Below are 17,677 nucleotides of genomic sequence, written 5' to 3'. Positions count from 1 at the left end.
TCCGGGCGTTCAGGAAAAGATTTTCAAGAACATGTCGAAGCGTGCTGCCGAGCTGTTGCGTGATGACCTGGATGCGAAAGGGCCGGTTAAACTCAGTGACGTTGAAGGCGCTCAGAAAGAGATTCTTACCATTGCCCGTCGTCTGGCTGATGCCGGTGAGATTATGCTGGGCGGTGGTGGTGAGGCCATGGTGTAACCCATGACCGAACTGAAGAAACGTGACGCGCCAATTCCCGCTGAAAGTGCGGAAGAGGCGCGCCCGTGGCGCCTCCCTTTCTGGACTGAGCCTCCGGTTCACACCGTTGAGCGTGAGCCCGATCCGGAGGCAGAGGAGCTGGATGCAGAATCTGTCGACGACTCCCCACCTGATTTCCCGACCGCCGAAGAACTAGAATCGATTCGTCGTGAGGCCTACAACGCGGGTTTAGAGCAAGGCCTGGTTGAAGGACGCCAGCAGGGGCATAAAGACGGCTACGATGCTGGCTTCGCCGAAGGGCAGGAGGATGGTCATGCTCAAGGCTTTGATGCTGGTAAAAAAGAAGGTTCGACCGCGGGCTTTCAGGAAGGTAAAGCGTTAGGCAGTCAGGAAGTCACTGACGAGGCGCAGCGTCTGCGTCAGATTAATGCAACGCTGACCGCAGCATTAAAAGAGCGTGACGCCGAACTGCCGGAAGTCATGCTGATGCTTCTTACCCGGCTCGCCGAACAGGTGCTTGAGCACGAATTGAATTCCGGAGCCGACAGCATCGCGCAGTTTGTCGACAAGGCCATTGCTGCTTTGCCTTCGGGCGAGACACTGGCGAAGGTTTACGTATCCGAAGCCGATTCTGAACTGCTGGCATCGCATTCCGCGGCGAGCAAACTGCTCGTCGATAAGGCGTTGAATGCGGGTGAGTGCCGTGTTGAAAGTGAAAATACCCTCGTTGAATATTCAGTCAGCGAAAGCCTTCAGCAAACAATCGTCGCACTGGCGAATAAATTACTGACGGCGTCGGATGGATACCCTGACGACTCTTCCGGTGAGTCTGCTCTGGTTGATGTACCCGAGGATACTGGCGCTGATGATGAACTGAGTGCCTACGATGACACTGAAGAGGCCACTCAGGACGACGTTCAGCAGCCGGAGGCATCAACATCAGAAGCTCTGAAGTCTGAAACTCAGCAGTCCGAAACTCAGCAGTCCGAAGCTGAGCAGCCTGTCGAAGCTGAGCCCCCTGAAACTGAAAACGGTTCAGGTTTAGAACAGAGCACAGAACAAAACATAGAACCAGACACAAGTCAGGATACGACGACGGAGGAATCAGACGATGACTCTGAGCAGCCGCTGGCGTGATATCGCCCCCGAGGCTGTATACCAACCGCGTACATCCGGTCGTCTTGTACGCATGGTCGGCCTTACGCTTGAGGCTATCGGTATCGATGTCCGTACAGGAGATCGTTGTCGGGTAGAGCGTCCGGGCGGCGGTGATGTTGAGGCAGAAGTTGTCGGTTTCGATGGACAGCGTATTTTCCTGATGCCGATTGAACAGGTGGATGGGCTGCGTCCCGGCGCACGTGTCTGGCCATTGCAGGGCAGTGCGGATGTGCCGGTTGGATTCTCTCTTCTGGGACGGGTCGTTGACGGTGCCGGTCGACCATTGGACCTTGATGGCCCGCTTCTCAATACCGAATCCGGAAATCTTCAGGGTCGCTATATTAACCCGCTGCACCGCGCCCCTATTCGTGAAACGCTCGATGTTGGTATTCGCGCCATTAATTCCATGCTGACAGTAGGACGCGGACAGCGTATCGGTTTGTTTGCGGGTTCGGGTGTCGGTAAAAGTGTGCTCCTCGGTATGATGACGCGCTTCACTAACGCCGATGTCGTCGTGGTTGGTCTGATTGGTGAGCGTGGCCGTGAAGTCAAAGAATTTATCGACGAGATTCTCGGGCCGGAGGGCCTGAAGCGTGCCGTTGTGATTGCATCTCCTGCCGATGATTCACCTTTAATGCGCCTGAGAGCTGCCATGTACACGACCTCGGTCGCTGAATTCTTTCGCGATCAGGGACTTAACGTTCTTATGTTGATGGATTCATTAACGCGCTATGCACAGGCGCAGCGTGAGATCGCTCTGGCTGTGGGTGAACCGCCAGCCACGAAAGGCTACCCGCCGTCAGTATTTAATAAGCTTCCAAAGCTGGTCGAGCGTACGGGTAATGGGCAGCAGGGCGGTGGTTCTATTACGGCCTTTTATACCGTACTGAGTGAAGGCGACGATATGCAGGACCCGATTGCCGACGCCAGTCGGGCGATTCTGGATGGCCATATTGTTCTCTCAAGAAAGCTGGCAGAAGAAGGTCATTATCCGGCCATTGATGTCGAGGCGTCGGTCAGCCGTGTGATGCCGCAGGTTGTTGATGAGGCCTGGCTACAGCAGGCGCAACTGTGTCGGCGTCTGATGGCACACTACCGTCAGAATCAGGATCTTGTGGCTGTGGGAGCGTATCAGGCCGGTACGGATCAGGTATTGGATGTTGCTATTGATCGTATGCCGCAGATCAAAGCAATGCTCAGACAGGGACTAACGGAAGGCGCCGATATCGCGAACAGCCGTAAGGCGCTCAACGATCTCTTCCCCGGTACCGATAAGTGACCTATCAGCACCCCCGCTCCAAACGATTAGCCGTAGTGCTTAACCTTAAGCGAAGAGAAGAAAAAGAAGCGCTGCAGCGCTGGGGCGATATTGAGCAGCGTCTGACCGCCGAAAAAGACAAACGAACGCAGCTGGACACGTACGCTCAGGAATATCGACGCCAGATTACCAGCCCAGCTGACCAGAGTGTTGCTGCCGGACAAATACACAACTCTCTCGAATTTATTGGTCAGATAGAAACTGCTCTGGCGCAGCAGGACAACCAACTCAAGGAACTTGAGGCACTCAGTCAGCGTGCACGGGACGCCTATTTAGAGGTTCATCATAAAGCCGATGCGATGGAAAGTATGATCGATAAGCTCGAAGAAGAACATAAGCTGTCTATCAGTCGTGCTGAGCAGCGTGAAGCGGACGAGTGGGCAAACCGTCGTCGCTGATTATCCAAATCCTATATTTCTTGACTTTCATACCTTCATTCATTGATCTACAAAAAAAACGACACATCGTGTGGCAGCTCACAGATTGCCTACTAATCTTAAGGTCATGTCCATGACCGGAATGAAACCATGACCGACACCAGCCCAGTTAACTGCGGTAGTCGTCTGAGCATTGATCAGGCTGAAGCGCTCCTGGAGAAGCTTGAAACTGCTGTTCAGGCGGGAGGGGATGTTGTTCTTGATGGCAGTGAAGTGCAGTACTCGGATACAGCGGGTTACCAGCTTCTGATCAGCCTCCGAAAAACACTGGAAACTACGGGAAACAGCATTCAATGGCATGCGGTCTCTGACAATATCCGGGAGATAACGGGCTACCTTGGCCTCAAGCAGGCGATAAACCTGCCAGATTAATTATTCGTTTACTAAGAGGGAGTACTCCTATGACGAGTATTTTAGCGGTCGATGATTCGGCATCCATGCGTCAGATGGTGAGCTTCACACTGAAAGGTGCGGGCTTTGACGTACGCGAAGCGACTGACGGTGTGGAGGCGCTAGAAATCGCTAAAACTGAGAGCTTTGACCTGGTGCTGACTGACGTAAATATGCCAAATATGAATGGCATTGAGTTGGTTAAGAACCTTCGTCAACTCGATAACTACAAGTTTACTCCAATGTTAATGCTCACCACCGAATCCGCAGGTGACATGAAAATGCAGGGTAAACAGGCTGGTGCTACCGGCTGGATTGTGAAGCCGTTTAATCCGGATCAATTGCTGAGTACGATCAAGCGCGTTCTGGGGTAAGCACATGAGTGTCGATCTGTCGCAATTCCATCAGGTGTTTTTCGAAGAAAGTTTCGAAGGCCTCGACATAATGGAAAGTGAGCTGCTGGATATGGACCCGGCAGATGTTGATGACGAAACCGTTAACAATATCTTCCGTGCCGCTCATTCCATTAAAGGTGGTGCCGGCACATTCGGTTTTATGCCGGTGTCCGAGTTCACTCACGTTCTCGAAACCTTACTGGATGAAATACGCTCCGGAAAGCGCTCTATGGAGCCTCGCTATGTCGACCTGTTTTTGCAGTCGGTCGATTGCCTGCGCGGCATGTTATCCGATATGCAGGAAGGTAACGATCCAGAGACAGAGCGACCGGCAGAACTCCGTAAAGAATTTGAAGTTATTCTCGGCATGGAGCAGGAAAGCGCTCCAGAAGAGGCTGCTTCAGAGCCTGATGAAAAAGATGGCGGCTGGTTGATTGACGTTCAACCGCATACCGACCTTCTGATGACGGGTAACGAACCCTTCCGTATGTTCCGTGAATTACGCGAACTGGTCGGGGAAGACAATTTTGAAGTCACTGCCGATATAGACAGCGTCCCTGAACTGAGCAGTCTGGCACCGGAAGAGTGTGTCATGAACTGGCAGATTAAAGTCACTACTTCAGTTCCACTCGATGATATTAAAGCGATTTTTGAATGGGTAGAAGACGAGTGTGATCTGACGTACTCGCCGTTGGTGGGTACTTCCGAAGTAGAAGCAGAGAGTAGTGCTGTAGATGCTACCGGAACACCTGCTGCTGGACAATTACCTGAGGCAGCCGCAGTTGCGTCACCTGAAAAAACTGCGGTTGTGGCTGAGGCTCAGAAATCCGCGAAGCCGGCAAAAGCTCCGAAGAAGGCCGCCGAAAGCTCATCGATCCGTGTGTCTATCGATAAAGTAGACAGCCTGATCAATATGGTCGGTGAGTTGGTGATTACCCAGTCGATGCTGGGTCAGCTTGGACAGGACTTTGATCTGAGCCGCCTTGCAAAACTGCAGGAAGGCTTGTCTCAGCTGGAACAGAATACGCGCGAACTGCAGGAAAGCGTCATGAAAATACGCATGATGCCGATCAGTTTTGCCTTCAGTCGCTTCCCGCGCCTGGTGCGGGATCTGGGTGGTCAGCTCGGTAAGAAAGTGATTCTCGAAACCATCGGCGAGCAGACTGAACTAGACAAAACGGTGATGGAAAAAATCAACGATCCTCTCGTACACCTCGTTCGTAACTCAATGGATCACGGACTTGAGACAACAGAAAAGCGTATCGCTGCCGGTAAATCTGAAGAGGGTACCATCACCCTGAATGCGTACCACCAGGGCGGAAATATCGTTATTGAAGTCGCGGATGACGGCGCTGGCCTGAACGAAGACCGGATTCTGAAAAAAGCGATCGAAAAAGGTCTGGTACCAGAGAATAACAGCCTTACTCCAGAGGAAATACACAACCTTATTTTCCTGCCAGGGTTCTCAACAGCAGAAGCGGTGAGCGATATTTCTGGCCGTGGTGTTGGTATGGATGTGGTACGTAGGAATATCCAGGCGCTGAATGGCAGTATTGAAGTCAAGTCTCAGCGTAACGTGGGTTCTACCTTCATTATTCGCTTACCACTGACACTCGCCATTCTCGATGGACAACTCGTTAAGGTCTGTGAAGAAACGTATATCTTCCCGCTGGTATCGATTGTTGAATCCATCCAGATTCACAGGTCTTCACTGAATCATGTCACTGGCAGCCAGTACGTCATGCAGTTGCGTGATGAATATATTCCGATTGTAAGACTCGACCAGATCTTTGGTCTGCGTGATGACAAAGATGTTGTCGATGAAATGATGCTGGTGGTTGTTGAAGGCGATAACGAAAAAATCGGCATCGTGGTCGATGATCTTCTGGGCCAGCAGCAGGTTGTTATTAAGAGTCTTGAACAGAATTATCAGAAAGTGTCCGGTATTTCGGGCGCCACAATTCTGGGTGATGGAACCGTTGCTTTAATTATCGACATTTCCAGTATCGGTAAAAATATTGTTCCTGTTAAACGAAACCAGAACCGCTCTGAACGAGCTGCATGAGGTCCGGGATGGAAGAGCTTAAGAAAGAGATAGTTTTGCCTGAAGGTGACATCGGTGACGAGCAGCAATACCTGACGTTCATCATGTCAGGTGAAGAGTACGGTGTAGATATTCTGGCAGTACAGGAAATTCGTGGCTGGGAAGAGCCAACACTCATACCTAATGCGCCATCGTATATTCGGGGTGTGATCAATCTGCGTGGAACCATCGTCCCTATCATGGATTTGCGCCTGAGATTCGGGCTGGACGAGGCAGATTATACCGCAACGACTGTGGTCATTATTCTGAAATTTGAAAGCGACAACGGTGAGCGCGTGATGGGTATTGTTGTCGATGCTGTATCCGATGTTTATACCATTGCCGACGAAGACACCCGTCGACCTCCAGAACTGACGGAGGACGACAACTCAGATTTTATTAAAGGTCTGGTGAACGTGAACGAGAAGATGGTCATTCTGCTCGATGTAGAAGAGCTACTGATGCTACGCATGGGTATGGCTGCAACTCCTTATTCTATTGATGAAGATTAACTGCCGTAAGGTATTTGCCTGAAGAAGGTACAGGAAGGTAACTATGAGCTTTTTCCGCAATATCATTTCCGGTGGCGCAGCCATCGACCCTAATAAAATCCGTGAAATGGAAGGGAAGCTGGCTGCGATTGAGAAAAGTCAGGCTTCTATCGAATTTAAGCCGGACGGAACGATTGTCACAGCAAATCAGAATTTTCTGGATGCGATGGGCTACCGTCTGGAAGAAATACAAGGCCAGCACCACAGTATTTTTGTGTCGGCTAAGTACGCTAAAACGCCAGAATACGCGGCCTTCTGGAATTCTCTGGCACGCGGAGATTTTCAGACGGCGGAGTTTGAGCGCTTTAACAAAGCAGGCGAGAGTATCTGGATTCAGGCGACGTATAACCCAATCTTTGATGAAACCGGCAAAGTGGTGAAGGTTATTAAGTACGCAACCGACATTACAGAGCAGAAACGTCGGAATATTGATTACGCGGGCAAAGTAGAAGCCATCAGTCGTGCCCAGGCCATGATTGAGTTTACGCCAGAGGGTGAGATCCTGACCGCGAACGATAATTTCCTGAATACCTTGGGTTATCAGCTTAGTGAGATTCAGGGGAAGCATCATCGCATGTTCGTAAAACCAGAGTATGCAAACAGCCCTGAATACGCAGAATTCTGGAAGAAGCTTGGCCAAGGTGAGTTCAGTGCCGATGAATTTGAGCGTGTTGCGAAAGATGGCACCTCTGTCTGGATTCAGGCGACTTATAACCCCATCCTTAATGATGATGGGGATGTTGTTAAAGTCGTGAAATTTGCCTCAGACATCACCGAGCAGAAAGCCAGGGCTGCGCTGAACGAGAAAAATGCACAGATTGCCAGCGCACTGAAGTTGTGCCAGGCAACCGTGATGATGGCAGATAATGATCTCAATATCGTTTATATGAACGATGAGATGGTTAAAATGCTTCAGAATCGCGAAGCAGATATCCAGAAGCATCTCAGTAACTTCAAAGTGTCGGAGTTAATCGGCACTAACGTCGATAGCTTTCATAAAAAGCCGTCGCATCAGCGTGGCATTCTTAAGGCTCTTGATAAGCCCATTGAAACCCAGCTTTCATTCGATGATGTTAAGTTCGATCTGACCGCATCGCCATGGTACGACGCAGATGGTAATCGCATCGGCACCGTGGTTGAGTGGGTTGATATGACCGATATTCTCAAGGCTCGGGAAGAAGAAAAGCGTATTTCAGACGAGAACCTTCGGGTACGCCAGGCTCTCGACTCTGTCAGCACGAATGCCATGATTGCGGACACTGACGGCAACATCATCTATATGAACGAAGCCGTTGAAAATATGATGAAGAATTCTGAAGCGGATCTGCGTAAAGATCTGCCTTCATTTAATGCCTCGGCCTTAATGGGCGCGAATATCGATACATTCCATAAGAACCCTGCGCATCAGCGCTCTATGCTGGCCGCCTTAACACAGACCTATAAAACTCAGATTGAAGTCGGCGGCCGTCACTATGCGTTGATCGCTAACCCAATTATTAACGACAGTAATGAGCGTTTGGGGACGGTGGTTGAGTGGACTGACCGAACTATCGAAGTCCGCGCTGAGCGTGAAATCGATGCCATTGTTGAGGCAGCCGCAGGCGGTGATCTGTCCCGTCGTATCGATACGATCGGTAAACAAGGTTTCTTCCTTGGTCTGGCAGAAGGGCTTAACCGCCTTCTTGGTATTGCCGATGACGTGGTTAATGACACCGTGCGTATCTTTGATGCACTGGCGCATGGCAATCTGACCCGCAAAATCGAAACTGATTACATGGGGTCATTTGGCAAGCTCAAGCAGGACGCCAACTCAACGGTTGAGCGCCTGACTGAAATAATGACCCGTATCCGTGAGTCTGCATCGACCGTTGCTACCGGTGCCAGTGAAATCGCTCAGGGCAATGCGGATCTGAGTAAGCGTACTGAGTCGCAGGCATCCAGCCTGGAAGAAACGGCTTCCAGTATGGAAGAAATGACTAGTGCAGTGAAGCAGACCAGTGAAAACTCGGTACATGCCAATGAGCTGGCAAGTTCTGCGAAGAACAAAGCCGAAGAAGGTGGTGAGGTTGTCGAGAAAGCCGTCACTGCGATGGATGAAATTAATCAGGCCAGTAAGAAGATCTCAGACATTATCGGTGTGATTGATGAAATCGCCTTCCAGACGAATCTGCTGGCATTGAATGCTGCTGTAGAGGCGGCGCGTGCAGGTGAGCAGGGCCGTGGATTTGCGGTTGTGGCAGGTGAAGTCCGGAATCTGGCTCAGCGCTCAGCTGGTGCTGCGAAAGAGATCAAGGATCTGATCCGCGACAGTGTGGATAAGGTTGAAGCAGGGACGTCTCTGGTGAATGCATCGGGTAAAACCCTGAATGAAATTATCGGCGCAGTTGATCGTGTATCAGCTATGATCCAGGAAATCAGTACTGCGGCTGCTGAGCAGTCTGCGGGTATTGATCAGGTGAACAGCGCGGTTGCCCAGATGGATGAAATGACGCAGCAGAACGCTGCTCTGGTTGAGCAGGCAACGGCGGCGGGTGAGGCCATGGCCGGTCAGGCTCAGGGAATGACCCAGTTAATGGAATTCTTCACAGTTGATGCATCTTTCGCCTCCGGGTCTATGTCGATGGATGCACCCGTTGCGGCAGCACCTGCTCCAGCTGCTGCTCCAAAGGTGGCACCTGCTCCATCTGCGTCAGCTGCCGACCAGGGGGGATTGTCGGTGAGTAACTTTGACGACGACTGGGAAGAGTTTTGATCAGGTATGAACGCACATGTGTCTGATAAGCCACTGTTAGCCGACAAAGAGTTTTTAATGACAGAGCGCGATTTTGACGAAATCGCCGCTCTTGCTCTTAAGCATACAGGGATTGTTCTGGGCCGTCATAAAGCAAATATGGTGTATGGACGTATCGCTCGCAGGCTGCGTCAGACGGGGTACCGGAACTTTGCTGATTATCTGGAGTACCTGAAAGACAACTTTCGGGATGAATCGACTAATTTCATCAACTTAATTACAACCAATCTGACGTCTTTTTACCGGGAGTCGCATCACTTTGATTTCTTAAGAGATACGGTCATTCCGGAATTGAAGAAAAAATCAGATAAGAAGGTGAGAATCTGGTCTTCTGGTTGTTCCATCGGACAAGAGGCGTACACCATCGCCTTCACTCTGGCTGAAGCGCATATGGCTTCAGCGTTTGACGTGAAAATCCTGGCGACTGATCTGGATTCTAACGTCGTCAGTACGGGCGCTGAGGGAGTCTACTCTGCAGACAGTCTGATGTCTGTGCCAGATGATGCTGTCGAAAAATTCTTTGAAAAGAACCGGACTGGTAACCAGGTCCGCGTGAGAAAGAGCATACGTGATCTCGTGCATTTTAAACGTCTGAACCTCCTGGAAGGTTGGCCAATGAAAGGCAAATTCGACGTTATTTTTTGCCGTAATGTCGTGATTTATTTCAATCGAGAAACTCAGAAAACCCTGTTCAATCGCTATGCTGATTATCTACCGGTAGGGGGCTATCTGATCATAGGTCACTCAGAATCACTGAACGGTCTTACAGACCGCTTCAAGTCGCTGGGTAATACCATATACCAGAAAATTTACTAAGGGATCTGCCTATGCATCAGCGCCCACCCGAACCGAAACCTCTCAGTGGTTTTGAGCATGTCGCGCGATACTGGGACGGGGTTCACAACACCTGGGCCGCCAAAATTCTTCCCGGTGAACTATACGTTTCGACACAAGGAGAGATGATTGCGACCGTTTTAGGGTCTTGTGTCTCAGCGTGTATTCGTGATCGTAAGCTGGGAATCGGCGGAATGAACCACTTTATGCTTCCGGAGCAGAGTGAGCACTCCAGTGATGTCTGGGGGTCCAACCCGGTGACTCAGAACTCACGTTACGGTACCTGGGCGATGGAATTTCTGATCAACGAAATACTCAAGCGCGGTGGGCGACGACAGAACCTTGAAGTGAAGCTATTCGGTGGCGGCCAGATGATTGCGTCTATGAGTGATATTGGTCAGCGCAATATTTTATTTGTGTATAACTACCTGCACAACGAAGGGCTTGAGATTGCCAGCGCAGATGTTGGCGATGTGTACGCCCGCAAGGTTTTGTATTTCCCCGATACAGGCTCGGTCAAGATGCGTCGTATTTCTAACGTTAAGAACGATACATTGATGAAACGTGAAACCGAATACAGCCGCAAAGTTAAGATGGAAGATATGGAGCAGGGAGACAGCGGTATTGATCTCTTTTGAGGGGGAGTTGTATGAGTAAAATTAAGGTATTGATCATTGATGATTCCGCTCTCATCAGAAAAATGCTTCGTGAAGTGTTTGACAGCACCGAGGACATCGATGTTGTCGGAGTAGCCAGCGACCCATTGATCGCACGCGACAAAATTAAACAGTTGAATCCGGATGTCATTACGCTTGATATTGAGATGCCGAGAATGGATGGGTTGCAGTTTCTCAGCAACCTGATGCGCCTTCGACCAATGCCGGTAGTGATGGTATCGACCCTCACCGAAAAGGGTGCACCTGAAACACTTGAGGCGCTTGAAATGGGCGCAGTTGATTACATCTGTAAGCCTAAAGCACATAGCCCTGACGAGTTTTACGAATTTGCAGAAGCACTGTGCGATAAAGTCCGGATTGCTTCGCAGGCGCGTGTCGTTGCAGTTGAAACGACAAGAAGCCAGAAAGCGACACGAGTCGTGACGCGTGAAACGAACGATAACTACAAACGCATTATTGCCGTGGGATCATCAACAGGTGGTACAGAAGCAATCTCAGAGGTTCTCTCGTCACTACCCGTTAACTGTCCACCGATAGTGATCAGTCAGCATATTCCTGAAGTCTTCAGTGCCTCGCTGGCGAAGCGTCTGGATAACCGCTATCCGATGGAAGTACTCGAAGCCAGGAATGATCTTGAGGTAACTCCAGGTCGCGTGATCATTGCTCAGGGCGGGCGTCATCTTCGCTTCAGGCGGAAAGGTGATCAGCTGTTTACCATCGTGGACGATGGGCCGAAACAGAATCTGCATAAACCCTCGGTAGAGGCAATGTTTGATTCACTGCTACAGGTTGCGGGTGGTAAGCGCCTGGTGGCTGTGATGCTGACGGGTATGGGCGCCGACGGAGCAGTTGCCATGAAGCGTCTTCATGACGCTGGTGCGCTGACGATGGCCCAGGATGAAGCCTCTTCCGTTGTTTGGGGGATGCCTAAATCAGCGTATGAGCTGGGTGCGGTTGACGAACTGATTCCTTTGACAGGAATTGCGTCAGAAATGATTAAAAAAGCACGATTGTTATGACCACTTTTTGTGGCTTGTGCTAAACCTAATGTACGAGATTTATTTCAGGAGATAGTCGCATGTCTGTACGTGCATCATTGGCGGGTAACGGCCAGGAACTGGTTATTCAGGTTGACGGACGTTTTGACTTCAGCGCTCATCAGGAGTTTCGCGATGCGTATGAAAGTGCAGCGCAGGTGCGGAAATACATTGTCGATCTGGGCGGCGCTACTTACCTCGACAGTTCCGCGTTGGGTATGCTGCTTCTTCTGCGCGACCACGCGGGTGGAGACCACTCTGAAATATCAATTACGAACTGTAATGACGATGTTCGTAAGATCTTGGCAATCTCTAACTTCGAGCAACTTTTCACAATTCAGTAACAGGTAATCATGACCGCTTATAAGGTCCTGATCGCGGACGATAACAGCGTTGACCGCAAGGTGTTATCGCGAGTAGTCCGCAACCAGGGAAACGAAGTAATAGAAGCAACAAATGGATTTGAAGCGGTAGATATCTTCACGGAGCATCGCCCTGATATTGTTTTGATGGACGTAATGATGCCCGGCCTCAACGGAAAAGAGGCCACCCGCCAGATCAAATCCATAGCCGAAGAAGATTTCGTTCCGGTGATTTTCCTGACGTCGCTGTCGGATGCCCAGAGTCTTGCCGACTGTCTCGAATCAGGTGGCGATGACTTTCTCACTAAACCATACAACCATGTTGTGCTTCAGGCGAAAATCGATTCGTATCACCGCATGTCCGAAATGCATAGAACATTGCTTAATCAGCGTGATGAAATCGCGCGGGTTAACCGGCACATGCTGCAGGAACAGCGGGTCGCTAAAGCGGTATACGATAACGTAGCGCACGCAGGTTGCCTGACATCCCCGAATATCCGTTATGAGCTTTCTCCGTTAGCTGTGTTTAATGGTGACGTACTACTTGCAGCGCGTAAGCCGGGTGGCGGCATGCATGTGTTACTCGGAGATTTCACCGGGCACGGACTTCCTGCTGCGATTGGCGCTATGCCCATGGCTGATATTTTTTACGGTATGACCGCAAAAGGTTTCGGTCTGCGTGAGGTACTCCGAGAGATTAATCAGAAGCTTAAAAGCATTCTTCCGGTGGGGTTCTTCTGCTGTGCCGCTGCCGTTGATCTGGCACCTGATCGGCAGGCAGCCAGCGTCTGGATGGGAGGCGTTCCGGACTGCTACCTGCTGCGCAACGATGGTGAGATGATCGAGACATTGTCTTCTCGCCATCTACCTCTCGGTGTGATGTCTGCCGACAAGTTCAATGATCAGATGACTGAATTCCCAATGGCGAACGGTGATCGTTTGTTTCTCTGGTCGGACGGAATTATTGAAGCGCGTAATTCCGAGGGCGAAATGTTTGGGCAGGAAAGGCTGATAAATGTTGTACGCGATTCGGCTCATGCCAGCGATGTCTATGATGATATTCAGCGCGCAGTAGATGAGTTTGTTGACGGTTCGGAGCAGGATGATGACACTACACTGATCGAAGTGGTCATGGATGATGCACTTCGCGAAGATAAGGAAAGCGCGGTCACAAAAGCCGGGATATCCCAGGGGCCGCGTGACTGGAGTATGGAATACCGCCTTGAAGCTTCGACCCTGAAGTCGTTTAATCCAGTACCGTTGATGAATCACATTATGATGGAGGTTCCGGGGTTACGGGCGATTGGCGGGCAGTTGTACACTGTTGTTGCTGAGCTATTCTCTAACGCCTTTGAGCACGGCGTATTAGGGCTACACTCTTCAATGAAGCAATCTCCAGATGGGTTTATGGAATATTACCGTCAGAGAGAGAAGCGTGTGGCTGAGCTTGAGGAAGGTTTCGTCCGTATTAATATGCATCATACCGGAGTGGGTGATAGCGGTACTCTGACACTGACCCTGGAAGATAGCGGTGATGGTTTTGATTACAAGGGCCATAACAGAGTGGAAGGTAGCGGGAATAATTACTCGGGAAGGGGTATCCCGCTTATTGAAAGCATCTGCGATTCGATTGAGTATCGCGGCAAAGGTAACGAAGTATCTGTAGTCATTCATTGGCCACTGGAGCAGGCGACATGATTGATCTTGAGTCGCTGAACATGCTTAAGGACATCATGGAGGAGGAGTTTCAGCCTCTTATTGAACTGTATATCCGTGATAGTGACAGACGCTTCCCTGCGATGCGTAAGGCACTGAGTGAGGGGGATTGTGAAAGCCTCCGCATGACTGTGCATAGTCTTAAAGGCGCTAGCAGCAATGTTTGCGCGGTTGATTTCGCAGAGCAGGCATATACTGTAGAAAAAATGGCGATTGATGGTGCTCTGGACCAACTCCCTGGTGCGATAGATGCGCTGGAGCAGTCTTACCAGCAGGTGCGTCAACAATTGAGCGCTCTTGTTTGATTTCCTGAAGTCTATTCAATCATAAAACTGGCCCATCTTTTGCGATATCCCCGGTAACCCAGATAACAGGAGACCGGGATGAACCCTTCTCTTCCAAACAGCCCGATGGCGTCACTACTGATGTCGCTTGGCGGAAATATCGACTTTCAGGACCTGAAACTCAGTGGTGACGGGGCCTCTGGCCTGAGTGACTTTTCAAGTTTGCTTGATGAGATGCAGCTTCAACCGCTGGATACAGAAAAAACTGGCGGCATACCTTCGGCCCTGGCGGCAATCTCAGAGGGGCAAAATCTGCCGCTGGACTTGCCGCTCGGTTTATCAGGCGACAAGGACACCGCATTGTCGGGGGAAAGCCTCTCGCTTCTCTCTACTGGTGAGCCTGTTGATACATCAGGCCAGGAGCTGATGGGCGACACCCTGATGGCTCAGATTCAGAAAGGAAAAGACATTTCAGTGCGTTACGCCGATACAGAAGTGGCGTCAGGCGGTCATATAGCTGAAGACTTTGACGGTGCTGATCTTGATGCATCGGCTAATGTTACACTAGCCACGCCTTCGGATCGTGTGACAGATACTGCTTCACCGCTTGCGGCCGCGACTGTCTCGCCGATGGCGAATGCGATACGCAGCCAGAACTCTGGCGAGATGCGCCAGCAGAGTGATCAGAGAATCTCAGGTAAGCCGCAACTTGCCGCCGCGACTGCTAATGGCGCTGAACCCGTTCCAGAAGAAGCCGAGAGTGAACTGGTCAGTGACGTATTTAAACCAGTCACTGCCGATGATACGCGCCTGGAAACGTCCGGTTTTAGAGAGAGTATGCTGAACAGTCAGGGAGGGTCATCGACGGCACAAGCCTCTGTAACGCCTGCAACGGTTCAGTCTCAGCCAGCCGCAGCGACGACCGCTGCCGCCGCTAATGCAGACATGATTAATGCAGAGAGCCCAACCGAAGAACTCGTCTCAGAAGACTACAGTTTTGAGGAAGGTTTTGAGCAGAAGCTCCAGCGCCAGTTCCGGGAGAAACTGGAATTTGGGCAGGACCGTAGGGAGTGGACGCCAGCGTTAGGTGCTCGCTTGGTGACTATGGTCGCGAACGATGTTCAGCAGGCGCGTATTCAGCTTGACCCTCCTGAGTTGGGCAGCCTCGAAATCCGTATGCAGGTACAGAACGATCAAGCCAGTGTCCAGGTGTCTGCACAGAGTCACCAGGTGAAAGATGTACTCGACAACAGCGCCCAGCGGCTGCGGGATGCACTTGCTGCTGAGGGTATTGAGTTGAGTGAGTTCAGTGTTTCTGCCGACAGTGGTGGTCAAGGAAGGGACGGTGCTTCTGATAACTCTGACGGCTCAAATGCGGGTTTTGCTGGCGGATCTGGCGCTGAAGGGGAGGAGGTAGTCGGCATAAATCAGGCTCATACACCGGCCCCTGATTCTCTACTGGATACATTCGCTTAGTCAGATTACTCAGGCCTGTAGTCTTTACTTCAGGCCTGATATTCCCCTATCACTTCGTTGACTGAGACTTCGGCTCGTTAGCTCGTTCGCATCCTCAGTTTGATTAGCCAATTCCATCGGCTACCCCATCATTTTACTTCTACACTGAAGTCAGACTTATCGTAGAGTTTTGATGTCATTTTTTTGGCGAAAAAACGTGGCACAAGCTTTGCAAATTTGACTTCATACAGGAGATTCCGAATGGCAAAAGAACAGGACCTCAAGCTGGAAGGTCAGGAAGGTGAAGAAGAACAGTCGGGTGGTGGTAAGAAAAAGCTCATCATCATCATCGCCATTGTTCTGATCGTCTTACTGGCGGGCGGCGGTGCAGCAGCCTTCTTCTTACTCGGTGGAGAAGAGGAAGAGGTTACAGACGAAGAAGTGGTCGAAGAGGTCGTTGAAGAGCCTGAAATTCCTGCGGTGTACGTCAAACTGAAACCAGAATTTGTCATCAGCTTCCAGGTCGGTACGCGTCAGAGATATGTACAGGCAAGCATCGAAATAATGACGCGTCAGCAGTCGATCGTTGATGCTCTTGAGTTACATGAACCCATGGTGAGAAACGAGGTGATCAATATCGTCAGCCGCCAGGAGTTCGCGAAATTACGAACAGCCGAAGGACGGGTTGCTCTGCAAAATGCGTTGAAAAGCGCTATCACGGAAATGATGGAACGGGAAGCAGGCTCTGACGGTGTCGAAGCTGTGCTGTTTACCAACTTTGTAATGCAGTAGGAATTAAGTGTGCAGGATTTACTGTCGCAAGATGAAATTGATGCCTTATTGCATGGTGTAGACGACGGCGACATTGGCCCCGAAGAAGAGGTCGATGCGGCCGGAATCAAATCCTACGATCTCACCAGCAACGACCGCATCGTCCGCGGACGTATGCCAACGCTGGAAATGATCAATGAGCGATTTGCACGTTACACCCGCATTAGCATGTTTAATTTTCTGCGTCGTAGCGCTGATGTTGCTTCCGGCGGTGTGCAGATAATGAAATTTGGTGAGTACATACACACTCTGTATGTACCTACCAGTCTGAATCTGGTGAAAATGCGTCCCTTGCGTGGTACGGCACTATTTATTCTCGATGCCAAGCTGGTTTTCAAACTGGTGGATAACTTTTTTGGCGGCGATGGGCGTCATGCAAAGATTGAAGGGCGTGAATTTACGCCGACAGAGGTTCGGGTTGTTCAGTTGATTCTGACGCAGGTATTCAACGACATGATGGAAGCCTGGTCGCCGGTGATTCCTGTGGAATTTGAATACGTGGGTTCGGAAGTAAATCCAGCCATGGCCAATATCGTCAGTCCAAGCGAAGTCGTAGTTGTCAGTACCTTCCATATTGAGCTTGATGGCGGTGGTGGTGACCTCCACCTGACTATCCCTTATTCGATGATTGAACCGATGCGCGAGGTTCTGGACGCTGGTTTCCAGAGTGACGTGGACGACGTTGATGAACGTTGGCAGCAGTCGCTGCGTGAGGACATCCTCGAGGCTCCCGTCGAAATACACGGAACACTGGCGCAGCGCGACATTACACTACGAGAAGTTGCCGCATTAAAAACCGGCGATGTCATACCGATTGAAATCCCCGAAGACTTTGTGTTGGAAGCGAATGGCATTCCAATCTTTACCGGGAAAATGGGCATATCCAATGAGAATCTGGCTGTCAAAATTAAAGAACAGATTTCTCACAGAAAACGCTGACAGGAGCAGGTTATGAGTGACGAAAAAGATCAGGATCAGTCACCCGAAGAAGAATTAGATCCTCAGAAACTTGCTGATGAAGTAGCGGGTGGTATTGAAGAGGCCAGCGGCGAGGAAAGTGCAGCGGAAGGTGAAGAAGATGATCAGGCGCTGGCCGATGAGTGGGCCGCTGCCATGGAAGAAGCGGGAGAAACAGATGAAGAAGAACCTGAACCAGAGCCTG

18 protein-coding genes and 1 pseudogene are annotated in these 17,677 nt (G+C 50.6%); all 19 read left to right on the top strand.

The features are described 5' to 3' along the window. The coding region (locus B2067_RS02500) for a FliG C-terminal domain-containing protein (protein WP_301387334.1) at window positions 1-196 on the top strand (196 nt) is incomplete at its 5' end. Between the two features lie 3 nt (window positions 197-199). After that, complete coding sequence (locus B2067_RS02495) at window positions 200-1,333, top strand: FliH/SctL family protein (RefSeq protein WP_301387333.1); 1,134 nt, start codon at window positions 200-202, stop codon at window positions 1,331-1,333. Then, window positions 1,308-2,633 carry a flagellar protein export ATPase FliI gene (gene fliI / locus B2067_RS02490; protein WP_301387332.1) on the top strand — a complete coding sequence of 442 codons (1,326 nt, stop codon included), beginning with the start codon at window positions 1,308-1,310 and terminating at the stop codon, window positions 2,631-2,633. Before B2067_RS02495 ends, fliI begins: the two co-directional genes overlap by 26 nt. Beyond that, window positions 2,630-3,070 (top strand): flagellar export protein FliJ, encoded by a 441-nt coding sequence (fliJ, locus tag B2067_RS02485; RefSeq protein ID WP_076514934.1) that lies wholly within the window; start codon window positions 2,630-2,632, stop codon window positions 3,068-3,070. The genes fliI and fliJ overlap by 4 nt, the downstream gene beginning before the upstream one ends. Before the next feature lie 129 nt (window positions 3,071-3,199). Next, on the top strand, window positions 3,200-3,481 hold the full coding sequence (locus B2067_RS02480) for an STAS domain-containing protein (RefSeq protein ID WP_301378883.1): 282 nt from the start codon (window positions 3,200-3,202) through the stop codon (window positions 3,479-3,481). Window positions 3,482-3,510: 29 nt separating this feature from the next. Further along, a complete protein-coding gene (locus B2067_RS02475; protein WP_068436128.1) occupies window positions 3,511-3,873 on the top strand; it encodes a response regulator in 363 nt (120 codons plus the stop codon). Between the two features lie 4 nt (window positions 3,874-3,877). Then, entirely contained in the window at window positions 3,878-5,959 is a 2,082-nt protein-coding gene (locus B2067_RS02470) for a chemotaxis protein CheA (protein ID WP_301378885.1), read from the top strand. Window positions 5,960-5,967: 8 nt separating this feature from the next. Beyond that, a complete protein-coding gene (locus tag B2067_RS02465) occupies window positions 5,968-6,489 on the top strand; it encodes a chemotaxis protein CheW (protein WP_301387331.1) in 522 nt (173 codons plus the stop codon). A 43-nt stretch (window positions 6,490-6,532) separates the two neighbouring features. After that, the gene (locus B2067_RS02460; protein WP_301378887.1) at window positions 6,533-9,280 is read left to right on the top strand and encodes a methyl-accepting chemotaxis protein; all 2,748 of its coding nucleotides are present in this window, start codon (window positions 6,533-6,535) and stop codon (window positions 9,278-9,280) included. Window positions 9,281-9,286: 6 nt separating this feature from the next. Beyond that, window positions 9,287-10,135 (top strand): CheR family methyltransferase, encoded by an 849-nt coding sequence (locus B2067_RS02455; RefSeq protein ID WP_297532856.1) that lies wholly within the window; start codon window positions 9,287-9,289, stop codon window positions 10,133-10,135. Window positions 10,136-10,146: 11 nt separating this feature from the next. Further along, window positions 10,147-10,791, top strand: coding sequence for a chemoreceptor glutamine deamidase CheD (gene cheD / locus B2067_RS02450; RefSeq protein WP_076514929.1), 645 nt, complete (start codon window positions 10,147-10,149; stop codon window positions 10,789-10,791). A gap of 11 nt (window positions 10,792-10,802) precedes the next feature. Next, entirely contained in the window at window positions 10,803-11,849 is a 1,047-nt protein-coding gene (locus B2067_RS02445; protein WP_068442300.1) for a protein-glutamate methylesterase/protein-glutamine glutaminase, read from the top strand. Between the two features lie 59 nt (window positions 11,850-11,908). Next, window positions 11,909-12,211, top strand: coding sequence for an STAS domain-containing protein (locus tag B2067_RS02440; protein ID WP_297532860.1), 303 nt, complete (start codon window positions 11,909-11,911; stop codon window positions 12,209-12,211). Window positions 12,212-12,220: 9 nt separating this feature from the next. Then, complete coding sequence (locus B2067_RS02435) at window positions 12,221-13,927, top strand: ATP-binding SpoIIE family protein phosphatase (RefSeq protein ID WP_301387330.1); 1,707 nt, start codon at window positions 12,221-12,223, stop codon at window positions 13,925-13,927. Then, entirely contained in the window at window positions 13,924-14,250 is a 327-nt protein-coding gene (locus tag B2067_RS02430) for an Hpt domain-containing protein (RefSeq protein ID WP_068442304.1), read from the top strand. The genes B2067_RS02435 and B2067_RS02430 overlap by 4 nt, the downstream gene beginning before the upstream one ends. Before the next feature lie 78 nt (window positions 14,251-14,328). Further along, complete coding sequence (locus B2067_RS02425; protein ID WP_068442308.1) at window positions 14,329-15,705, top strand: flagellar hook-length control protein FliK; 1,377 nt, start codon at window positions 14,329-14,331, stop codon at window positions 15,703-15,705. A 240-nt stretch (window positions 15,706-15,945) separates the two neighbouring features. After that, window positions 15,946-16,476 carry a flagellar basal body-associated FliL family protein gene (locus tag B2067_RS02420; RefSeq protein ID WP_068442309.1) on the top strand — a complete coding sequence of 177 codons (531 nt, stop codon included), beginning with the start codon at window positions 15,946-15,948 and terminating at the stop codon, window positions 16,474-16,476. 9 nt (window positions 16,477-16,485) lie between these two features. Beyond that, window positions 16,486-17,454 carry a flagellar motor switch protein FliM gene (gene fliM, locus B2067_RS02415; protein WP_068442311.1) on the top strand — a complete coding sequence of 323 codons (969 nt, stop codon included), beginning with the start codon at window positions 16,486-16,488 and terminating at the stop codon, window positions 17,452-17,454. Between the two features lie 12 nt (window positions 17,455-17,466). Next, a pseudogene (locus tag B2067_RS02410) lies at window positions 17,467-17,677 on the top strand (hypothetical protein); the annotation flags it as partial.

Source organism: Thalassolituus sp. UBA2590 (assembly GCF_002339775.1).
Lineage (GTDB): Bacteria > Pseudomonadota > Gammaproteobacteria > Pseudomonadales > Oceanobacteraceae > Thalassolituus.
This window is presented reverse-complemented; position numbering and strand designations above follow the sequence as displayed.

What these genes read in the sequence shown, in the direction of transcription:
- B2067_RS02495 (WP_301387333.1), top strand. Translation starts at nt 200, where the DNA reads ATGACCGAACTGAAGAAACGTGACGCGCCAATTCCCGCTGAAAGTGCG.
- fliI (WP_301387332.1), top strand. Translation starts at nt 1,308, where the DNA reads ATGACTCTGAGCAGCCGCTGGCGTGATATCGCCCCCGAGGCTGTATAC.
- B2067_RS02480 (WP_301378883.1), top strand. Translation starts at nt 3,200, where the DNA reads ATGACCGACACCAGCCCAGTTAACTGCGGTAGTCGTCTGAGCATTGAT.
- B2067_RS02475 (WP_068436128.1), top strand. Translation starts at nt 3,511, where the DNA reads ATGACGAGTATTTTAGCGGTCGATGATTCGGCATCCATGCGTCAGATG.
- B2067_RS02470 (WP_301378885.1), top strand. Translation starts at nt 3,878, where the DNA reads ATGAGTGTCGATCTGTCGCAATTCCATCAGGTGTTTTTCGAAGAAAGT.
- B2067_RS02465 (WP_301387331.1), top strand. Translation starts at nt 5,968, where the DNA reads ATGGAAGAGCTTAAGAAAGAGATAGTTTTGCCTGAAGGTGACATCGGT.
- B2067_RS02460 (WP_301378887.1), top strand. Translation starts at nt 6,533, where the DNA reads ATGAGCTTTTTCCGCAATATCATTTCCGGTGGCGCAGCCATCGACCCT.
- B2067_RS02455 (WP_297532856.1), top strand. Translation starts at nt 9,287, where the DNA reads ATGAACGCACATGTGTCTGATAAGCCACTGTTAGCCGACAAAGAGTTT.
- cheD (WP_076514929.1), top strand. Translation starts at nt 10,147, where the DNA reads ATGCATCAGCGCCCACCCGAACCGAAACCTCTCAGTGGTTTTGAGCAT.
- B2067_RS02445 (WP_068442300.1), top strand. Translation starts at nt 10,803, where the DNA reads ATGAGTAAAATTAAGGTATTGATCATTGATGATTCCGCTCTCATCAGA.
- B2067_RS02440 (WP_297532860.1), top strand. Translation starts at nt 11,909, where the DNA reads ATGTCTGTACGTGCATCATTGGCGGGTAACGGCCAGGAACTGGTTATT.
- B2067_RS02435 (WP_301387330.1), top strand. Translation starts at nt 12,221, where the DNA reads ATGACCGCTTATAAGGTCCTGATCGCGGACGATAACAGCGTTGACCGC.
- B2067_RS02430 (WP_068442304.1), top strand. Translation starts at nt 13,924, where the DNA reads ATGATTGATCTTGAGTCGCTGAACATGCTTAAGGACATCATGGAGGAG.
- B2067_RS02425 (WP_068442308.1), top strand. Translation starts at nt 14,329, where the DNA reads ATGAACCCTTCTCTTCCAAACAGCCCGATGGCGTCACTACTGATGTCG.
- B2067_RS02420 (WP_068442309.1), top strand. Translation starts at nt 15,946, where the DNA reads ATGGCAAAAGAACAGGACCTCAAGCTGGAAGGTCAGGAAGGTGAAGAA.